The organism is Cryobacterium arcticum, assembly GCF_003185895.1.
Classification (GTDB): domain Bacteria; phylum Actinomycetota; class Actinomycetes; order Actinomycetales; family Microbacteriaceae; genus Cryobacterium; species Cryobacterium arcticum.
In genome coordinates this window covers 95,370-108,201 of record NZ_QHLY01000008.1, presented here as the reverse complement: position 1 = coordinate 108,201, position 12,832 = coordinate 95,370, and the positions used below count along the sequence as shown (strand labels likewise).

18 protein-coding genes and 1 pseudogene are annotated in these 12,832 nt (G+C 66.7%); 11 read left to right on the top strand and 8 right to left on the bottom strand.

The features are described from left to right. Window positions 1-295: 295 nt before the first annotated feature. Window positions 296-595: a Dabb family protein gene (locus tag CTB96_RS08115; protein WP_110126420.1), complete on the bottom strand. Its 300-nt coding sequence runs from the start codon at window positions 593-595 to the stop codon at window positions 296-298. Next, complete coding sequence (locus tag CTB96_RS08110) at window positions 592-861, bottom strand: glutaredoxin family protein (RefSeq protein WP_110126419.1); 270 nt, start codon at window positions 859-861, stop codon at window positions 592-594. Before CTB96_RS08110 ends, CTB96_RS08115 begins: the two co-directional genes overlap by 4 nt. A 52-nt stretch (window positions 862-913) precedes the next feature. Between CTB96_RS08110 and CTB96_RS08105 the strand changes: the two genes are divergently transcribed. Beyond that, a complete protein-coding gene (locus CTB96_RS08105; protein ID WP_110126418.1) occupies window positions 914-1,633 on the top strand; it encodes an HAD family hydrolase in 720 nt (239 codons plus the stop codon). A gap of 43 nt (window positions 1,634-1,676) precedes the next feature. Here CTB96_RS08105 and CTB96_RS08100 read toward each other — a convergent pair whose 3' ends face one another. The 3 genes from CTB96_RS08100 to CTB96_RS08090 form a co-directional block, all read right to left on the bottom strand. Next, window positions 1,677-1,775 (bottom strand): 30S ribosomal protein bS22, encoded by a 99-nt coding sequence (locus CTB96_RS08100; RefSeq protein WP_003792170.1) that lies wholly within the window; start codon window positions 1,773-1,775, stop codon window positions 1,677-1,679. 84 nt (window positions 1,776-1,859) lie between these two features. Next, window positions 1,860-2,069, bottom strand: coding sequence for a helix-turn-helix domain-containing protein (locus CTB96_RS08095; protein ID WP_110126417.1), 210 nt, complete (start codon window positions 2,067-2,069; stop codon window positions 1,860-1,862). Window positions 2,070-2,134: 65 nt separating this feature from the next. Beyond that, entirely contained in the window at window positions 2,135-2,593 is a 459-nt protein-coding gene (locus tag CTB96_RS08090; protein WP_110126416.1) for an ArsR/SmtB family transcription factor, read from the bottom strand. 97 nt (window positions 2,594-2,690) lie between these two features. Between CTB96_RS08090 and CTB96_RS08085 the strand changes: the two genes are divergently transcribed. Together CTB96_RS08085 and CTB96_RS08080 are read left to right on the top strand one after the other, a co-directional pair. After that, window positions 2,691-4,112, top strand: coding sequence for a TrkH family potassium uptake protein (locus CTB96_RS08085; protein WP_110126415.1), 1,422 nt, complete (start codon window positions 2,691-2,693; stop codon window positions 4,110-4,112). Further along, a complete protein-coding gene (locus CTB96_RS08080; protein ID WP_110126414.1) occupies window positions 4,105-4,776 on the top strand; it encodes a potassium channel family protein in 672 nt (223 codons plus the stop codon). Before CTB96_RS08085 ends, CTB96_RS08080 begins: the two co-directional genes overlap by 8 nt. Window positions 4,777-4,851: 75 nt before the next feature. Here CTB96_RS08080 and proC read toward each other — a convergent pair whose 3' ends face one another. Next, window positions 4,852-5,700, bottom strand: coding sequence for a pyrroline-5-carboxylate reductase (proC, locus tag CTB96_RS08075; protein WP_110126413.1), 849 nt, complete (start codon window positions 5,698-5,700; stop codon window positions 4,852-4,854). 81 nt (window positions 5,701-5,781) lie between these two features. On the opposite strand from proC, the gene CTB96_RS08070 reads away from it, so the two are divergent. Both CTB96_RS08070 and CTB96_RS08065 read left to right on the top strand, forming a co-directional pair. Then, a complete protein-coding gene (locus tag CTB96_RS08070) occupies window positions 5,782-6,744 on the top strand; it encodes a cation diffusion facilitator family transporter (RefSeq protein WP_110126412.1) in 963 nt (320 codons plus the stop codon). Window positions 6,745-6,754: 10 nt separating this feature from the next. Beyond that, the gene (locus tag CTB96_RS08065; protein ID WP_110126411.1) at window positions 6,755-7,486 is read left to right on the top strand and encodes a glutamine amidotransferase; all 732 of its coding nucleotides are present in this window, start codon (window positions 6,755-6,757) and stop codon (window positions 7,484-7,486) included. Here the strand turns inward: CTB96_RS08065 and tadA are convergent. Continuing rightward, entirely contained in the window at window positions 7,428-7,922 is a 495-nt protein-coding gene (gene tadA, locus CTB96_RS08060) for a tRNA adenosine(34) deaminase TadA (protein ID WP_282433123.1), read from the bottom strand. The genes CTB96_RS08065 and tadA overlap by 59 nt on opposite strands. Window positions 7,923-7,984: 62 nt before the next feature. Between tadA and upp the strand changes: the two genes are divergently transcribed. From upp to CTB96_RS08045, 3 genes are all read left to right on the top strand, one after another. After that, a complete protein-coding gene (gene upp, locus CTB96_RS08055) occupies window positions 7,985-8,617 on the top strand; it encodes a uracil phosphoribosyltransferase (protein ID WP_110126410.1) in 633 nt (210 codons plus the stop codon). A gap of 569 nt (window positions 8,618-9,186) precedes the next feature. After that, window positions 9,187-9,897, top strand: coding sequence for a winged helix-turn-helix domain-containing protein (locus CTB96_RS08050; RefSeq protein ID WP_110126409.1), 711 nt, complete (start codon window positions 9,187-9,189; stop codon window positions 9,895-9,897). 418 nt (window positions 9,898-10,315) lie between these two features. Then, window positions 10,316-10,717, top strand: coding sequence for a RidA family protein (locus CTB96_RS08045; RefSeq protein ID WP_110126432.1), 402 nt, complete (start codon window positions 10,316-10,318; stop codon window positions 10,715-10,717). On the opposite strand, the gene CTB96_RS08040 is transcribed toward CTB96_RS08045, so the two are convergent. After that, entirely contained in the window at window positions 10,706-11,335 is a 630-nt protein-coding gene (locus CTB96_RS08040) for a TMEM175 family protein (protein WP_110126408.1), read from the bottom strand. The genes CTB96_RS08045 and CTB96_RS08040 overlap by 12 nt on opposite strands. An 87-nt stretch (window positions 11,336-11,422) precedes the next feature. Between CTB96_RS08040 and CTB96_RS21010 the strand changes: the two are divergent. The 3 genes and pseudogenes from CTB96_RS21010 to CTB96_RS08030 form a co-directional block, all read left to right on the top strand. Beyond that, window positions 11,423-11,530, top strand: a pseudogene (locus CTB96_RS21010) (MerR family transcriptional regulator); the annotation flags it as partial. Beyond that, window positions 11,505-11,849 carry a MerR family transcriptional regulator gene (locus CTB96_RS08035; RefSeq protein WP_427846475.1) on the top strand — a complete coding sequence of 115 codons (345 nt, stop codon included), beginning with the start codon at window positions 11,505-11,507 and terminating at the stop codon, window positions 11,847-11,849. The pseudogene CTB96_RS21010 and the gene CTB96_RS08035, both read left to right, overlap by 26 nt. Continuing rightward, window positions 11,840-12,820 (top strand): aldo/keto reductase, encoded by a 981-nt coding sequence (locus CTB96_RS08030; protein ID WP_110126407.1) that lies wholly within the window; start codon window positions 11,840-11,842, stop codon window positions 12,818-12,820. Before CTB96_RS08035 ends, CTB96_RS08030 begins: the two co-directional genes overlap by 10 nt. Window positions 12,821-12,832 lie beyond the last annotated feature (12 nt).

Sequence of the window (12,832 nt, the reverse complement as noted above, 5' to 3'; positions counted from 1 at the left end):
CGACCAGCTCCTCGTCGGCATCGCCACCATCACCGTCAACACCAAGTAACACCCAGCAACACACACGAAAAACGGCCGAGCAGACGCTCGGCCGTTTTTCGCGCGCCCGCGGCAACGCATCCCCTAGCTCACCAAAGCGGGCAAGCGGTCACCTCAACCGCTGGAAGCAACCACACCACCGCTCTCGCGAGAGGCATCTCCCGCGAAAGCGGGCAAACGGTCACCTCAACCGCGGGAAGCAACCACAGGACCGCTTTCGCGAGCATGGATGCGACGGGTACGGGGGGGATTGGGGCTAGACGACGAGGTCCACGGCCATCCGCTCGGCCACGACCGACTTCACGTAGCCGGCCGCCTCCACGTGAGCGGGGTGCACCTGGTAGCGGGAGAGGGCCGCCTCGTCTTCGTACTCGGCGACGAGGGCGATGTCCCAATTGGCGCCGCCGACCACGTCGGGGCCGACCCGCAGGGTCTGGATGTCATCGATCACGCCGACGAGGGCACCGAGACGAGCCGCGATCTCGGCGGCGTGCGCGGCCTTCTCGGCGGGGTCCGTCGCCGCGAGCTTCCACGAGACAATGTGCAGAATGGTCATCGAACCTCCAGGAGTGCGGTGTGCAGGCGCACGGGATCGATGCGCCAATAGTTGTGCACCAGACCGTTGATGAGCAAAACCGGGATGTCTTCGACATAGAGATCGTGTAGCTCAGGGTCGTCGAGGATCGATTTCTCCTCCAGCACGAGCACGGGCGCACCGGACTCGGCGGCGAGATCGTTCAGCACCGTCGTCACCACCGCCCTGGCGTCGTCACAGAGGTGGCAGCCCGGCTTGCCGATCAGGGTCAGATGCGCGGTGGACATGACACCAGCCTAGGCCGCGGCCAGAGGAGCGCCGCCAGTAGACTCGAGCCAAATGACCGAAGAACCCGGCCCCCGCGCAATAGCGTTCTTCGACGTTGACAACACGCTCCTCCGCGGAGCGAGCCTGTACCACGTGGGCGTCGGCGCCTGGCGGCGGCAGTTCATCTCCCTCGCCGACATCCTGTCGTTCGGCTGGAAGCAAACCAAGTTCCTCGCGGTCGGCGAGAACGGTATCAACATCGCGCGGCTGCGCGCCCGCGCGATGGAGATCATCATCGGGCACACCCGCGACGAACTCGTCTCGCTCAGCCACGAGATCTTCGACAGCAGGCTGGTGCACCGGCTGTGGCCGGAAACCGTCGCAGTGGCGCGCGCCCATCTGAAGGCGGGGCGCGAGGTCTGGCTGGTGTCGGCGACGGCCCAGGAGGTCGCCGACGTGATCGCAGAACGTCTGGACCTCACCGGTGCTCTCGGAACCGTACTCGACACCGTCGACGGCATCTTCACGGGTCAGCTGGTCGACGGGATCTGCCACGGCGACCGCAAGGCCGATGTGGCCCGCGGCCTCGCCGAGGCGCGCGGCATCGACCTGGCCGAGTGCTGGGCCTACTCCGATTCGCACAACGACATTCCGCTGCTCGAACTGGTCGGGCATGCTGTCGCGGTGAATCCGGATGCAACCCTGCGCCGCTATGCATTGGCGCGCGGCTGGCCCATCATGCGCATGAAGGTGGCACAGCTCAAGGCTGCCGGCGCAAGCAAAAAGCGCTAGGTCGCAAGACCTAGCGCTCAGCTCAAAAAACGGTCTGGACCGTCTACTTCTTATTACGACGCTGGTGGCGAGTCTTGCGAAGCAGCTTGCGGTGCTTCTTCTTCGCCATACGCTTGCGTCGCTTCTTGATTACAGAACCCACACGGACCTCACAAAGTTTTGGTTAAGCCGCGGGATTCGCGACCGACACGAAAACCCCATTCTAACGGATAAAGAAAGTCCTGTCCTACGCACTGCCCGGAACTGGGGGCTCGATGGCCCTGAGGACCGCTTCTTCGGGCACCCGGAACGAGCGTCCGAACCGCACGGCGGGCAGTTCACCGGCGTGCACGAGCCGGTAGACCGTCATGCGGGAGACGCGCATGAGGTCGGCCACTTCGGCAACGGTCAGAAACCGCAAGTCGTCAAAACGCGCGACCGGGAGTTCGCTGGACATGGGCGGCTCCCTCAAGGCTCGGCCGGTGAGTGTGCCGCAACTCTAGAGCGAACGCCCGATGCCCGCTAGTCGTTCTTGCGCCACTTCTTGACGCTCTTCTTCACGCCGGAGTCCTTGACCACGTTCGACACCTGGAACGATGTGTCGGCGAAAGCCTTACCGATCGCAGCGGCGAAGGCCCGCTGCTCGTCCTTGAGGACCTCGGTCTCGTCGCCGGCACCCGCCAGCGTCGTGTCGACGTCGATGCTGAGGAACGGGATCAACCAGTCCTCGATTTCCTCGAGCGGTGCGTAGTCGAGGTGGTAGTACCGGTGCTGGCCTTCTTCGCGCACACCCACCAGCCCGGCCTCCCGCAGCACCTTGAGGTGCTTGGACACCGTGGGCTGGCTCAGCCCGAGGGAGCTGACGATGTCGGAGACGCTCAGCTCTCCCCGCGCGGCGCTGGACTGGTTGTAGCGCTCCAGGAGAATGCGTAAGATATCGCGTCGGGTCGAGTCCGCCACCACGCCAAAGATGTCTGCCATGCCCCAAGGCTAGTCATTCCCGGTGCGGGTACTATGACAACTTGTCAGTGACCACAGGCGAGGCGCGGGGAATCGAGTGAAAACGCAGGCCCCCAACGTGCGATTCACGCACCATTCGGACACTTGGTATGGCCGGATCCGTGACTCCGTGGACGGTCTGGTGCGCAAGTCACCGTCCAGGTTCGCCTTGCTCGTGTTCACCGCCTTGATCCTGCTCTTCACCCTCTTGTTCTCGCTGCCGATCGCGTCGGCCGGCGACACCGAGACCCCGCTGCACGACGCGGTTTTCACCGCGGTGTCGGTGATCTGCGTCACCGGCCTCAGCACCGTCGACATGGCCACGCACTGGTCCCCGTTCGGGAACGTGCTCGTGGTCATCGGCGTGAATATCGGCGGTGTCGGTGTGCTGACCCTGGCCTCCCTGATGGGCCTGGTCATCTCCCGCCGTCTGGGGCTGCGCGCCAAGCTCATGGCGGCCAGCGACTCCAACCCGTCCCGCATCCACATGGGCCCGGTCAACGAAGGTCAGGCCGTGCGCCTGGGCGAGGTCGGCAGCCTGCTGCTCACGGTCGCGATCAGCACCCTGGCCATCGAAGCGGCCGTCACCGCGCTGTTGTTCCCACGGATGCTGATCGACGGCGTGCCCACCGGCGAAGCGCTCTGGCAGAGCATCTACTACGCCGCGATGGCGTTCACCAACACCGGGTTCAGCCCGAACGCCGCCGGCATCGATCAGTTCGCCAACGACTACTGGTTCCTCGGCGCCCTCATGGTGGGCGTCTTCCTGGGCAGCCTCGGCTTCCCGGTGCTGATGACGTTCGCCCGCAGCTGGCGCACGCCCCGGCGCTGGTCCGTGCACGTGAAGCTCACCCTGTGGACGACCACGCTGCTGATGATCGTGGGCATGATCTTCTACATCATTCTGGAGTTCGACAACCCGAAGACCTTCGGATCGTTGAACGCCGGCGACACGATCTTCCAGTCCCTCTTCATGTCGGTGATGACCAGGTCGGGTGGTTTCGCCACCATCGACATCGCCGACCTGCACGGCTCCAGCCTGCTGCTCAGCGACATGCTGATGTTCATCGGTGGCGGCTCGGCCTCCACCGCCGGCGGTATCAAGGTCACCACCCTGGCCGTGCTGTTCCTGGCCGCGTTCGCCGAAGCCCAGGGCAAGGAGCAGATGGAGGCGTTCGGCCGGCGCATCCCCAGCGACATCCTGCGCCTGGCCGTCAGCGTGGTGCTCTGGGGTGCCACCACGGTCGCCGTCTCGAGCATCCTCATCCTGCACATCTCCAAGGCATCCCTGGATCTGGTGCTGTTCGACGTGATCTCGGCGTTCGCCACGGTGGGGCTCTCCACCGGGTTGACGGCCGAGCTGCCACCGGAGGGCGTGTACGTTCTGGCGGCAACCATGTTCATGGGCCGGGTTGGTACAGTGACTCTCGCGGCGGCGCTGGCAGCGAGCCAGAGCAGACAGTTGTTCAAACGCCCCGAAGAAAGGCCCATCGTTGGTTGACCGGATCAAGCACGACGCTCCCGTGCTCATCATCGGCCTGGGCCGCTTCGGCGCGGCGACCGCCGGCAAGCTGGACCGACTGGGCCGCGAAGTGCTCGCGGTCGACAGCAGCGAAGCCCTGGTGCAGAAGTGGTCCGAGCGCATCACCCATGCCGTGCAGGCCGACGCCAAGTCCATCGACGCGCTGCGCCAAATCGGTGCCCAGGACTTCTCGGTCGCCGTCTGCGCCGTCGGATCCTCGGTCGAGGCGAGCGTGCTGATCGTCGCGAACCTCGTCGACCTCAAGATTCCGCAGATCTGGGCCAAGGCCATTTCGCAGACCCACGGCAAGATCCTCGAGCGCATCGGCGCGAACCACGTCATCTATCCGGAGGCCGATTCCGGTGAGCGTGTCGCCCACCTCGTTTCCGGGCGGATGCTGGACTTCATCGAGTTCGACGACGACTTCGCCCTGGTCAAGATGTACCCGCCCAAGCCGATCCGCGGGCTGAACCTTACCGAATCCGGGGTGCGCACCAAGCACCACGTGACCGTGGTGGGCGTGAAGAGCCCGGGCCGGCCGTTCTCCTACGCCACGGCGGAGACCGTCGTCTCCGACCACGACCTGATCATCGTGGCCGGCACCGAGGGTGACATCGAACGGTTCGCTGCTCTCGGTTCCTGACGGGCACGCCGGGCACGTTGCGCGAGCACGTCACGGGGTCTCGACAAGCTCGACCAGCGATGGCGGCGGCGCAGGTTAGGACGCGGCGAGTTCACGCGCCCGGGCGAGCGCGGCATCCGTCGCCCGGTCGAACAGGCCCTTGAGGTCGCCGGTCTCCAGCTGCTGCACCGCCCGCTCGGTGGTGCCCTTCGGGCTGGTCACCTGTCGGCGCAGCTCACTCGGGGTGAGGTCGGAGACCGCGAGCAGGGCGCTCGCGCCGAGGAACGTGCCGTTGACCATGGTGGCCGCCTCTGCGGGGGTGAACCCCTTGTCAATGGCGGTCAGGGTGAGCTGCTCGATCAGGTAGAACACGTAGGCCGGACCGGACCCCGAGATCGTGCTCAGCGCGTCGAGCTTGGCCTCCGGCACCACCAGCACCTCTCCGACGGTCTCGAACAGTGCGGTGGCGAGCTGCATCTGAGCGTCGGTCGACCGGGTGCCTGCGCTCAGCCCGGTGACGGCCATGCCCACCACGGCCGGCGTGTTCGGCATCGACCGGATCACGGCCACGTTCTCGGGCAGCAGCGATTCGAAGGTGGCCACGGTCACTCCGGCGGCCACGCTCAGCACCAGGGTGCCGGGAGCGAGGCTGTCGGCGATCTCGCGCAGCAGGTCGGGCACCATGGCGGGCTTCACGGCGACGATCACCACGGCGGCTCCGGTGACGGCCAGCCGGTTGGCGTTCGGTTCGGTTTCGGTGGCCCACGCGGTGACGCCGTCGGTGTCGGCCAGTTCGGCGGCCTTGGCCACCGAGCGGTTGGTGGCGCGGATGCCGCCGTCCACGGTCACACCCGGCTTCAGCAGCCCGGCCAGAACGGCCCTGGCCATCGATCCGGCGCCGAGGAAGGCGATTGTGGGCAGGGTGACGGGCGCGGTCGAAGTCATGCTCCCAGTGTAGTTTTCGCCCCGTCCGCTCCCGGAAAATCCTGGCCTGCCGGGAAGGCAGACCGTCCTAGGATTGGTCGCATGAGTGCATCTGGCGGAAACAAGGCGATTGTGGCGGCGCTGCTCGCCAACCTCGGTATCGCGATCACCAAGTTCATCGCCTGGTTCGTTTCCGGGTCGTCGTCGATGCTCGCCGAGGGGGTGCACTCCCTCGCCGACTCCGGCAACCAGGTGCTGCTGCTGATCGGCGGACGCAAGTCGAAGAAGGCCGCCGACACCGACCATCCGTTCGGCTACGGCCGGGAACGCTACGTGTACGCCTTCGTGGTGTCGATCATCCTGTTCTCGGTCGGCGGGGTGTTCTCGATCTATGAGGGCATCGAGAAGCTGCAGCACCCGCACGAACTCGAAAACGCCTGGCTGCCGATTCTGGTGCTCGTCATCGCCATCGGGCTGGAGTCCTTCTCGCTGCGCACCGCGGTGAAGGAATCGAACCACACCCGCAACGGCGAAAGTTGGGTGAAGTTCATCCGGCACGCCAAGGCCCCGGAGCTTCCCGTGGTGCTGCTCGAAGACGTCGCCGCCCTGACCGGACTGGTATTGGCCCTGTTCGGCGTCGGCCTCACGGTGATTACCGGAGACGCCACCTGGGACGCCATCGGCACCCTCGCGATCGGCGTGCTGCTGGTGTTGGTCGCCATCGTGCTGGGCATCGAGACGAAGAGCCTGCTGGTGGGCGAGGGCGCCAATGTCAAGGATGTCGACGCCATCAAGGCAGCGATCCTGGCCGGGCCGGAAACCCGCAACCTGATCCACCTCAAGACCCTCTACCTCGGCCCGGACGAACTGCTCGTCGCCGCCAAGTTGTCCTTCGACTCCGGCCAGCGGTTCGCCGACGTGGCCGCCGGAATCGACGCCATCGAAGCCCGCGTGCGCGAAGCCGTGCCCAGCGCCCGGGTGATCTACCTGGAACCCGACGTGTACATCGACCCGGCCAGCGCCAACCCGCCCACGGATGCGATCTTCATCAAGGGACGAGAGTGAGCGTGACCGCATGACCCGCGTCGCCCTCGTGCTCCGGCACGCCGACGAGATCCACCTCGGCAACCTCGAGCAGGTGCTGGTCGAGCACGGCTACACGGTGAGCTATGTCGACACCCTCGGCGCCGACGGCGTGCAGGGCATCGACCCGGCGGCAGCCGACCTACTGGTCGTGCTCGGCGGCGACATGGGTGCCTACGAGACCGAGCACTTCCCCGTGCTCGCCGAGGAGGTCGGCCTGATCAGCGATCGGCTCGCGGCCGAGCGCCCGGTGTTCGGCGTCTGCCTGGGCGCGCAGCTGATGGCCAGCGCCCTGGGCTCTCCGGTGTATCGCGGCCCCACCAATGAGATCGGCTACCGAGGGGTGGAACCCACCGAAGCCGGGCAGGACTCACCGCTGCGTCACGTGCGCGGTATCCCGATGATGCAGTGGCACAGTGACACGTTCGACCTGCCGGCGGGCACAACCCGACTGGCCGGGTCGGAGGCCTACGGCAACGAGGCGTTCGCCATCGGCGACTGGGCTCTCGCGGTGCAGTTCCACCTGGAGCTGACCGCGGAGATGCACGAGACCTGGCTGGCCTCCTCCACCGATGAGGTGCTCGCAGAGGGTCTGGACCCGGATGCCCTGCGCCGCGACCGGGCCGAACACTCCGCCGCCATGCAGGTGGCGTCCAGGGCGCTGTTCAGTGAATGGCTGTCGGGCCTGCCGGGCGACGCCGGGGATCCTCGAAGAACTCCCTGAGCAGCCGGCCGCACTCGGCTTCCAGCACTCCGGAGATGACCTCCACCCGGTGGTTGAGCCGTCGGTCGCGCAGCACGTCGTAGAGCGACCCCGCGGCGCCGGCCTTCTCGTCCCAGGCTCCGAAGACCACCACCGGCACCCGGGCAGCCACGATCGCCCCGGCGCACATCACGCAGGGCTCCAGGGTCACCACGAGCGTGCAGCCGGTGAGGTGCCAGTCGCCGGTATGCGCCGCGGCCTGGCGGATGGCCACCACCTCGGCGTGCAGGGTGGGGTCCTGATGCAGCTCGCGTTCGTTGCGGCCCCGGCCGATCACCGTTCCGTCGGCGTCGAGCACGACGGCGCCCACCGGGACATCACCACTGGCCAGCGCACCGTGCGCCTCCTGCAGGGCCAGGCGCATCCAGGCGGAGTGTTCGTCGCTGTGCCGCACCACACCACCGCTTCCTGGCCGCCCCGCTAGAGCCGGATGCCCGCGTGAGCTAGTAGATTGAGCCTATGCGAGTCCACGTAGCCGACCATCCGCTCATCACCCACAAGCTCACGGTGTTGCGTGACCAGAGCACCTCGTCCCCGATGTTCCGGGCGCTGGTGGAAGAACTGATGACGCTGCTGGCCTACGAGGGCACCCGCGGCGTCCGCGTCGAAGAGGTCACTGTGCAGACACCGGTGGCCATCGCCCGCGGCGTGAAGATCAGCGACCCGAAGCCGTTGGTGGTACCCATCCTGCGCGCCGGACTCGGCATGCTCGAGGGCATGGTCAAGCTGCTCCCCACCGCCGAGGTCGGCTTCCTGGGCATGGCCCGCAATGAAGAGACCCTGCAGCCCACCACTTACGCGGAGCGCCTGCCCGACGACCTGTCCGACCGGCAGTGTTTTGTTCTCGACCCGATGCTCGCAACCGGCGGCTCGCTCATCGCCGCCATCGAGTTCCTCTTCGACCGCGGCGCGGTAGATGTCACCGCGATCTGCATCCTGGCCGCGCCGGAGGGCCTCGCTGCCGTTGAAGCCGCGCTGGCGGGCCGCGAGGTCACCATCGTGCTCGGCGCCGTCGATGAGCGCCTCAACGAACACGGCTACATCATTCCCGGCCTCGGCGACGCCGGCGACCGCCTCTACGGCCTGGTCTAAACGCACCGGCGGGCACACCGCGGGCGTCGTCACATTCGGCGCGCCCGCACGCCCGCAGATCCTGCGACGACCGGCGCGCGGTCGGCAGAAATATTCATCGAACTTTGAAATAGTTCGTTTTCGGCGCGCTTTCTTTGATCGAATCCCCTTCTGTGCGGGATCCTACGATTTCACCCAACGCCGGTGAACGTGATGCATGACATCTGGCGCCATCTGGCGTCATGGAATTGACACAACTCGTCACAGTCGGCTTTACTCGCATTTATGACTTCCACCACACGCATCCCGACCTCCCTCGAGGCCCTGGGGACTGCCGGCATGATGATGCCCGGCAGCGTGATGGCGTGTTGCCGAATGTGCCGCTAACCCACGACACCCTCGCCGAGCCGATCGACCTTCACCCGCTCTCCTGCAGCCGCTGAAGAACCGCACCTCTCGCGGTTGATCGCCTCCCAGGCACTCAGCTTCTGAGTTCGCCCGCATCACCGGCCTCTCCGGCCGCCCTTTCTTGAACCCACGAGCGCGGACGCGCCGGGTCTTTCGCATCATCACATCCAAGGATTTCTGCCATGTCACTCGCACACATCGACTCCGCCCGTTCCATCCAGAACTACCGACCCGAGCTCACCCTGGCGCCGGCACCGACTCCGGCCGCACCGCGGATCCGCGCCGTGCCCGACGGCACCCAGGCCCGCGGCTTCGTGCTCTACGTGGGCATCGACGAGGCGAAGGCCGCAGCGGCCGGCACGAGCCTGCACCGCATCGTCGAAGAGCTCAAGAAGCTCACCCAGGCGATCGCGCCGTCGGCCGAGACCCACGCCGCCGTCGCACTGGCACCCGAGGGCGCCGGTGGGCGTGACGTCGACGTGGTGCGCCTGGCCCTGCAGGACCCGGCCGCACTCGCCAAACACCGCAACACCCCCGAAGACGCCGACCGTGCGCCCGGCGGCGTGGTGGTGGACATCTCCCGCAAGCGCGTGATCCTCGACAACGAGACCGCCGCGCTCACCTACAAGGAGTTCGAGCTGCTGCAGTACCTGGTGCTGCGCGAAGGCCGCACCATCGAGCGCGCCGAGCTCATCTCCAAGCTGTGGGATGCCGACAGCGAAGAAGATGCTCCCAACGAGCGCACCATCGACGTGCACGTTCGTCGCCTGCGCTCCAAGCTCGGCCGTTACGAGGACATCGTGCGCACCGTGCGCGGCGTCGGATACCGCTTCGACCGTCACGCCGACGTGTCGATCCGCCAGGCAAGCACCCCCAGCCCCGACCGCTTCTAGGCAGTCCCGCTGGTCGACCCGCTCGCTGGTCGAGCTTGTCGAGACCCCGTGACTCGACCTCGCGAACGCACCGTCTCGCTGGTCGCGGCAGAGCTGGCCTCACCGGCCGTTAACGTGATTGAGGGCCGGTCGTAGAGGCAAACGACCGACCCTCTTCCCTTGCACCAAGAGTGTCCTGCAATCACATTCGCATCTCCCGCCACAGCAAACGGTTGATGCACTACGAATATATAACGAACGGATAACGGAGCGCCAGTTATCGGATCGTTATTTTCCTGCGAGTTCACCCAGCGTTTGCTTTCGCCCGGCTGTGCGCCCTCTGCGGCCGCCGACTCGCAGCCCCTCCCCGCCCCGTTCTCGGCGTAGGTTGACTCCCAACAACCGCTCCGGAATCGGAGCCAGAGTCGAGGGAATGACCATGGAAATCAGCCGCCTGCAACCTGACGGGCTTTTTGCCAGCCCCGCCTTCAGCCACGTCGCGATCGTTCCCGCCGGAGCCACGACCATCTACCTCGGCGGGCAGAACGGCGTCGACGCCTCCGGCACGGTCGTCTCGACCGATGTCGCCGAGCAGTCGGTGCGGGCCATCGACAACGCCGTCATTGCATTGGACGCGGCCGGGGCTTCCCTGGCCGACGTGGTGCAGTGGACCGTGCTCATCGCCGCGGAAGCCGACCTTGGAGCGGCCTACGGTGCCATCGCGCCGCGACTGGCCACTGGCGGAGCACCGCCGCTCGTCATTGCAGCCAGAGTCGCCGGCCTGGGTGTTCCCGGCGCGCTTATCGAGGTCAGCGCCATCGCCGCCCTGCTACCCGCCTGATCCGCCGCCCCGAGCCGAGGCGGCGCCTCGGCGCGCCAGCACTCGCGTGATCAACCCGGACGGCACCAGAACCAGCAGCGCCCACAAACCCAGGCCCGGCACAAGGAGCGCCAGCACCAGGGCCAGGGTCATCAGCGCGGAGGGCACGAGCGCGGGCATGAGGCGAACAGACCCGCGGGTGTCTTCGAGCTGCAGCTCTGGAGTACGAACGATGATCAACTGCTGAACGAAGCCGGAATAGGTGTTCACCGCCATGGTGCCGATGTAGAGCGCCGCGACGACCGGGTCGGAGTTGGACGACTGCCCGAGCAGCTCGGTGGGAAACGGCAGGAAGACAATCGTGAGCAACCAGAGGAAATTCGCCCAGACCAGGGGGATCGTGTAGCCGTCGATCGCCCGGTACAGCCTGTGGTGAATCAGCCAGAAGTTTGCGATGACCACAAAACTGAGCACGAAGAGAAACAGCTGCTCGGCGTTGTCGGCCAGGAATTGGGCCGCCGACCGCTCGCCGATGTCGCCGGCGGCATCCACCAGCGGCAGGATCAGCAGGGTGACCGCGATCGCGATGACAGCGTCGCTGAGATTGACGAGTCGGTCGTAGCCGCGGTTAATCACCATGCGCCATTATGGCGCTGCCCGACAGCGGGCGAACGATCGCGGCCACCGTCTTGACCTGTAGCGCACTCCAGGTTGCAGGATGGTGACATGGCTGAATTACTCCTCCCCTCCCTCCACGCCGACGTGCCCGACAGCGGTGTTCCGATCGGCGAAGCCGCCCGGCTCACCGGTGTCGGGATCGAGGCGCTGCGTTACTACGAACGGGTCGGCTTGCTTCTCGATCCGGCACCGCGACGGCGGAGGGCGGCGTCGATATCGCGCGAACGACCTGGCCTGGATCACCGGGCTGGTGATGCTGCGCGAGACCGGCATGTCGATCGCCGACATCCGGGTGATCGCCGACGTGAGCCGCCGCGACGGCACCGAGGCGGAACGTCTGGCGCTGTTCGAAGAGCATCGGCTCCGGGTGGTGGAGCAACTCGAGCGCACCACCCGTCATTTAGCCGCCATCGACCGGAAGATCGCCGCGTACCGACAGGTCGTGGTCGAAGGAGAACGAACCACATGGAACTGACCACACTGGGCGACGGGCTGCAGGTCTCGCCGATCGGCTTCGGCGCGATGGGCATGAGCGCCTACTACGGACCGAGTGACGAGGCTGAGTCGATCGCGACCCTGCGCCACGCCGTCGACAACGGTGTCACCTTCATCGACACCGCAGAGGCCTACGGCCCGTTCGAGAACGAGAAGCTCATCCACCGCGCGCTCGGCGCTCGGCGGCACGAGGTGACCCTGGCCACCAAGGCGTCCACCGAGACCGACGATGACGGCACCGTACACGGCCGGAACGGCACCCCGGCCTACATCCGCAGGGCGGCGGAACGTTCACTGCGGCATTTGGGCACCGACGTCATCGACCTGTACTACCTGCACCGGGTCGACCCCGCCGTACCGATCGAAGACAGCGTGGGCGCCATGTCCGAACTCGTGCGGGAAGGGAAGGTGCGTCACATCGGTTTGTCGGAGGCGTCGGCCGCGACGATCCGCCGGGCGCACGCCGTGCATCCGCTGGCCGCGGTGCAGTCTGAGTTCTCGCTGTTCTCCCGCGACGTGTTGCAGAACGGCGAGAAGGCCGTGTTGGACGAACTCGGCATCGGACTGGTCGCGTTCTCCCCGCTGGGGCGCGGCGTGCTCACCGGCGGCATCCGTTCCCTCGACGACCTCGCCCCTGACGACGCGAGGCGCGGCCTCCCCCGGTTCCAGCCCGCGGCTTTTGCCGCCAACCTGGCCCTCGTCGACAGGGTGCACACCCTGGCGACCGAGAAGGGCGTGTCTGCCGCCCAGATCGCACTGGCCTGGCTGCTAGCCGAGGGCGCGGTGCCGATTCCGGGCACCCGCAGCCGTGGCCGGCTCGACGAGAACATCGGCTCGGTCGACGTCGTCCTCACCGTTGATGACCGGCATCGCCTATCGGACGCCATCCCCGACGGCGAGATCGCCGGCCACCGCGACGGCGTCACCGTCGCGCCCGGCGCCGACCGCTGAGCAGTCGGCCCC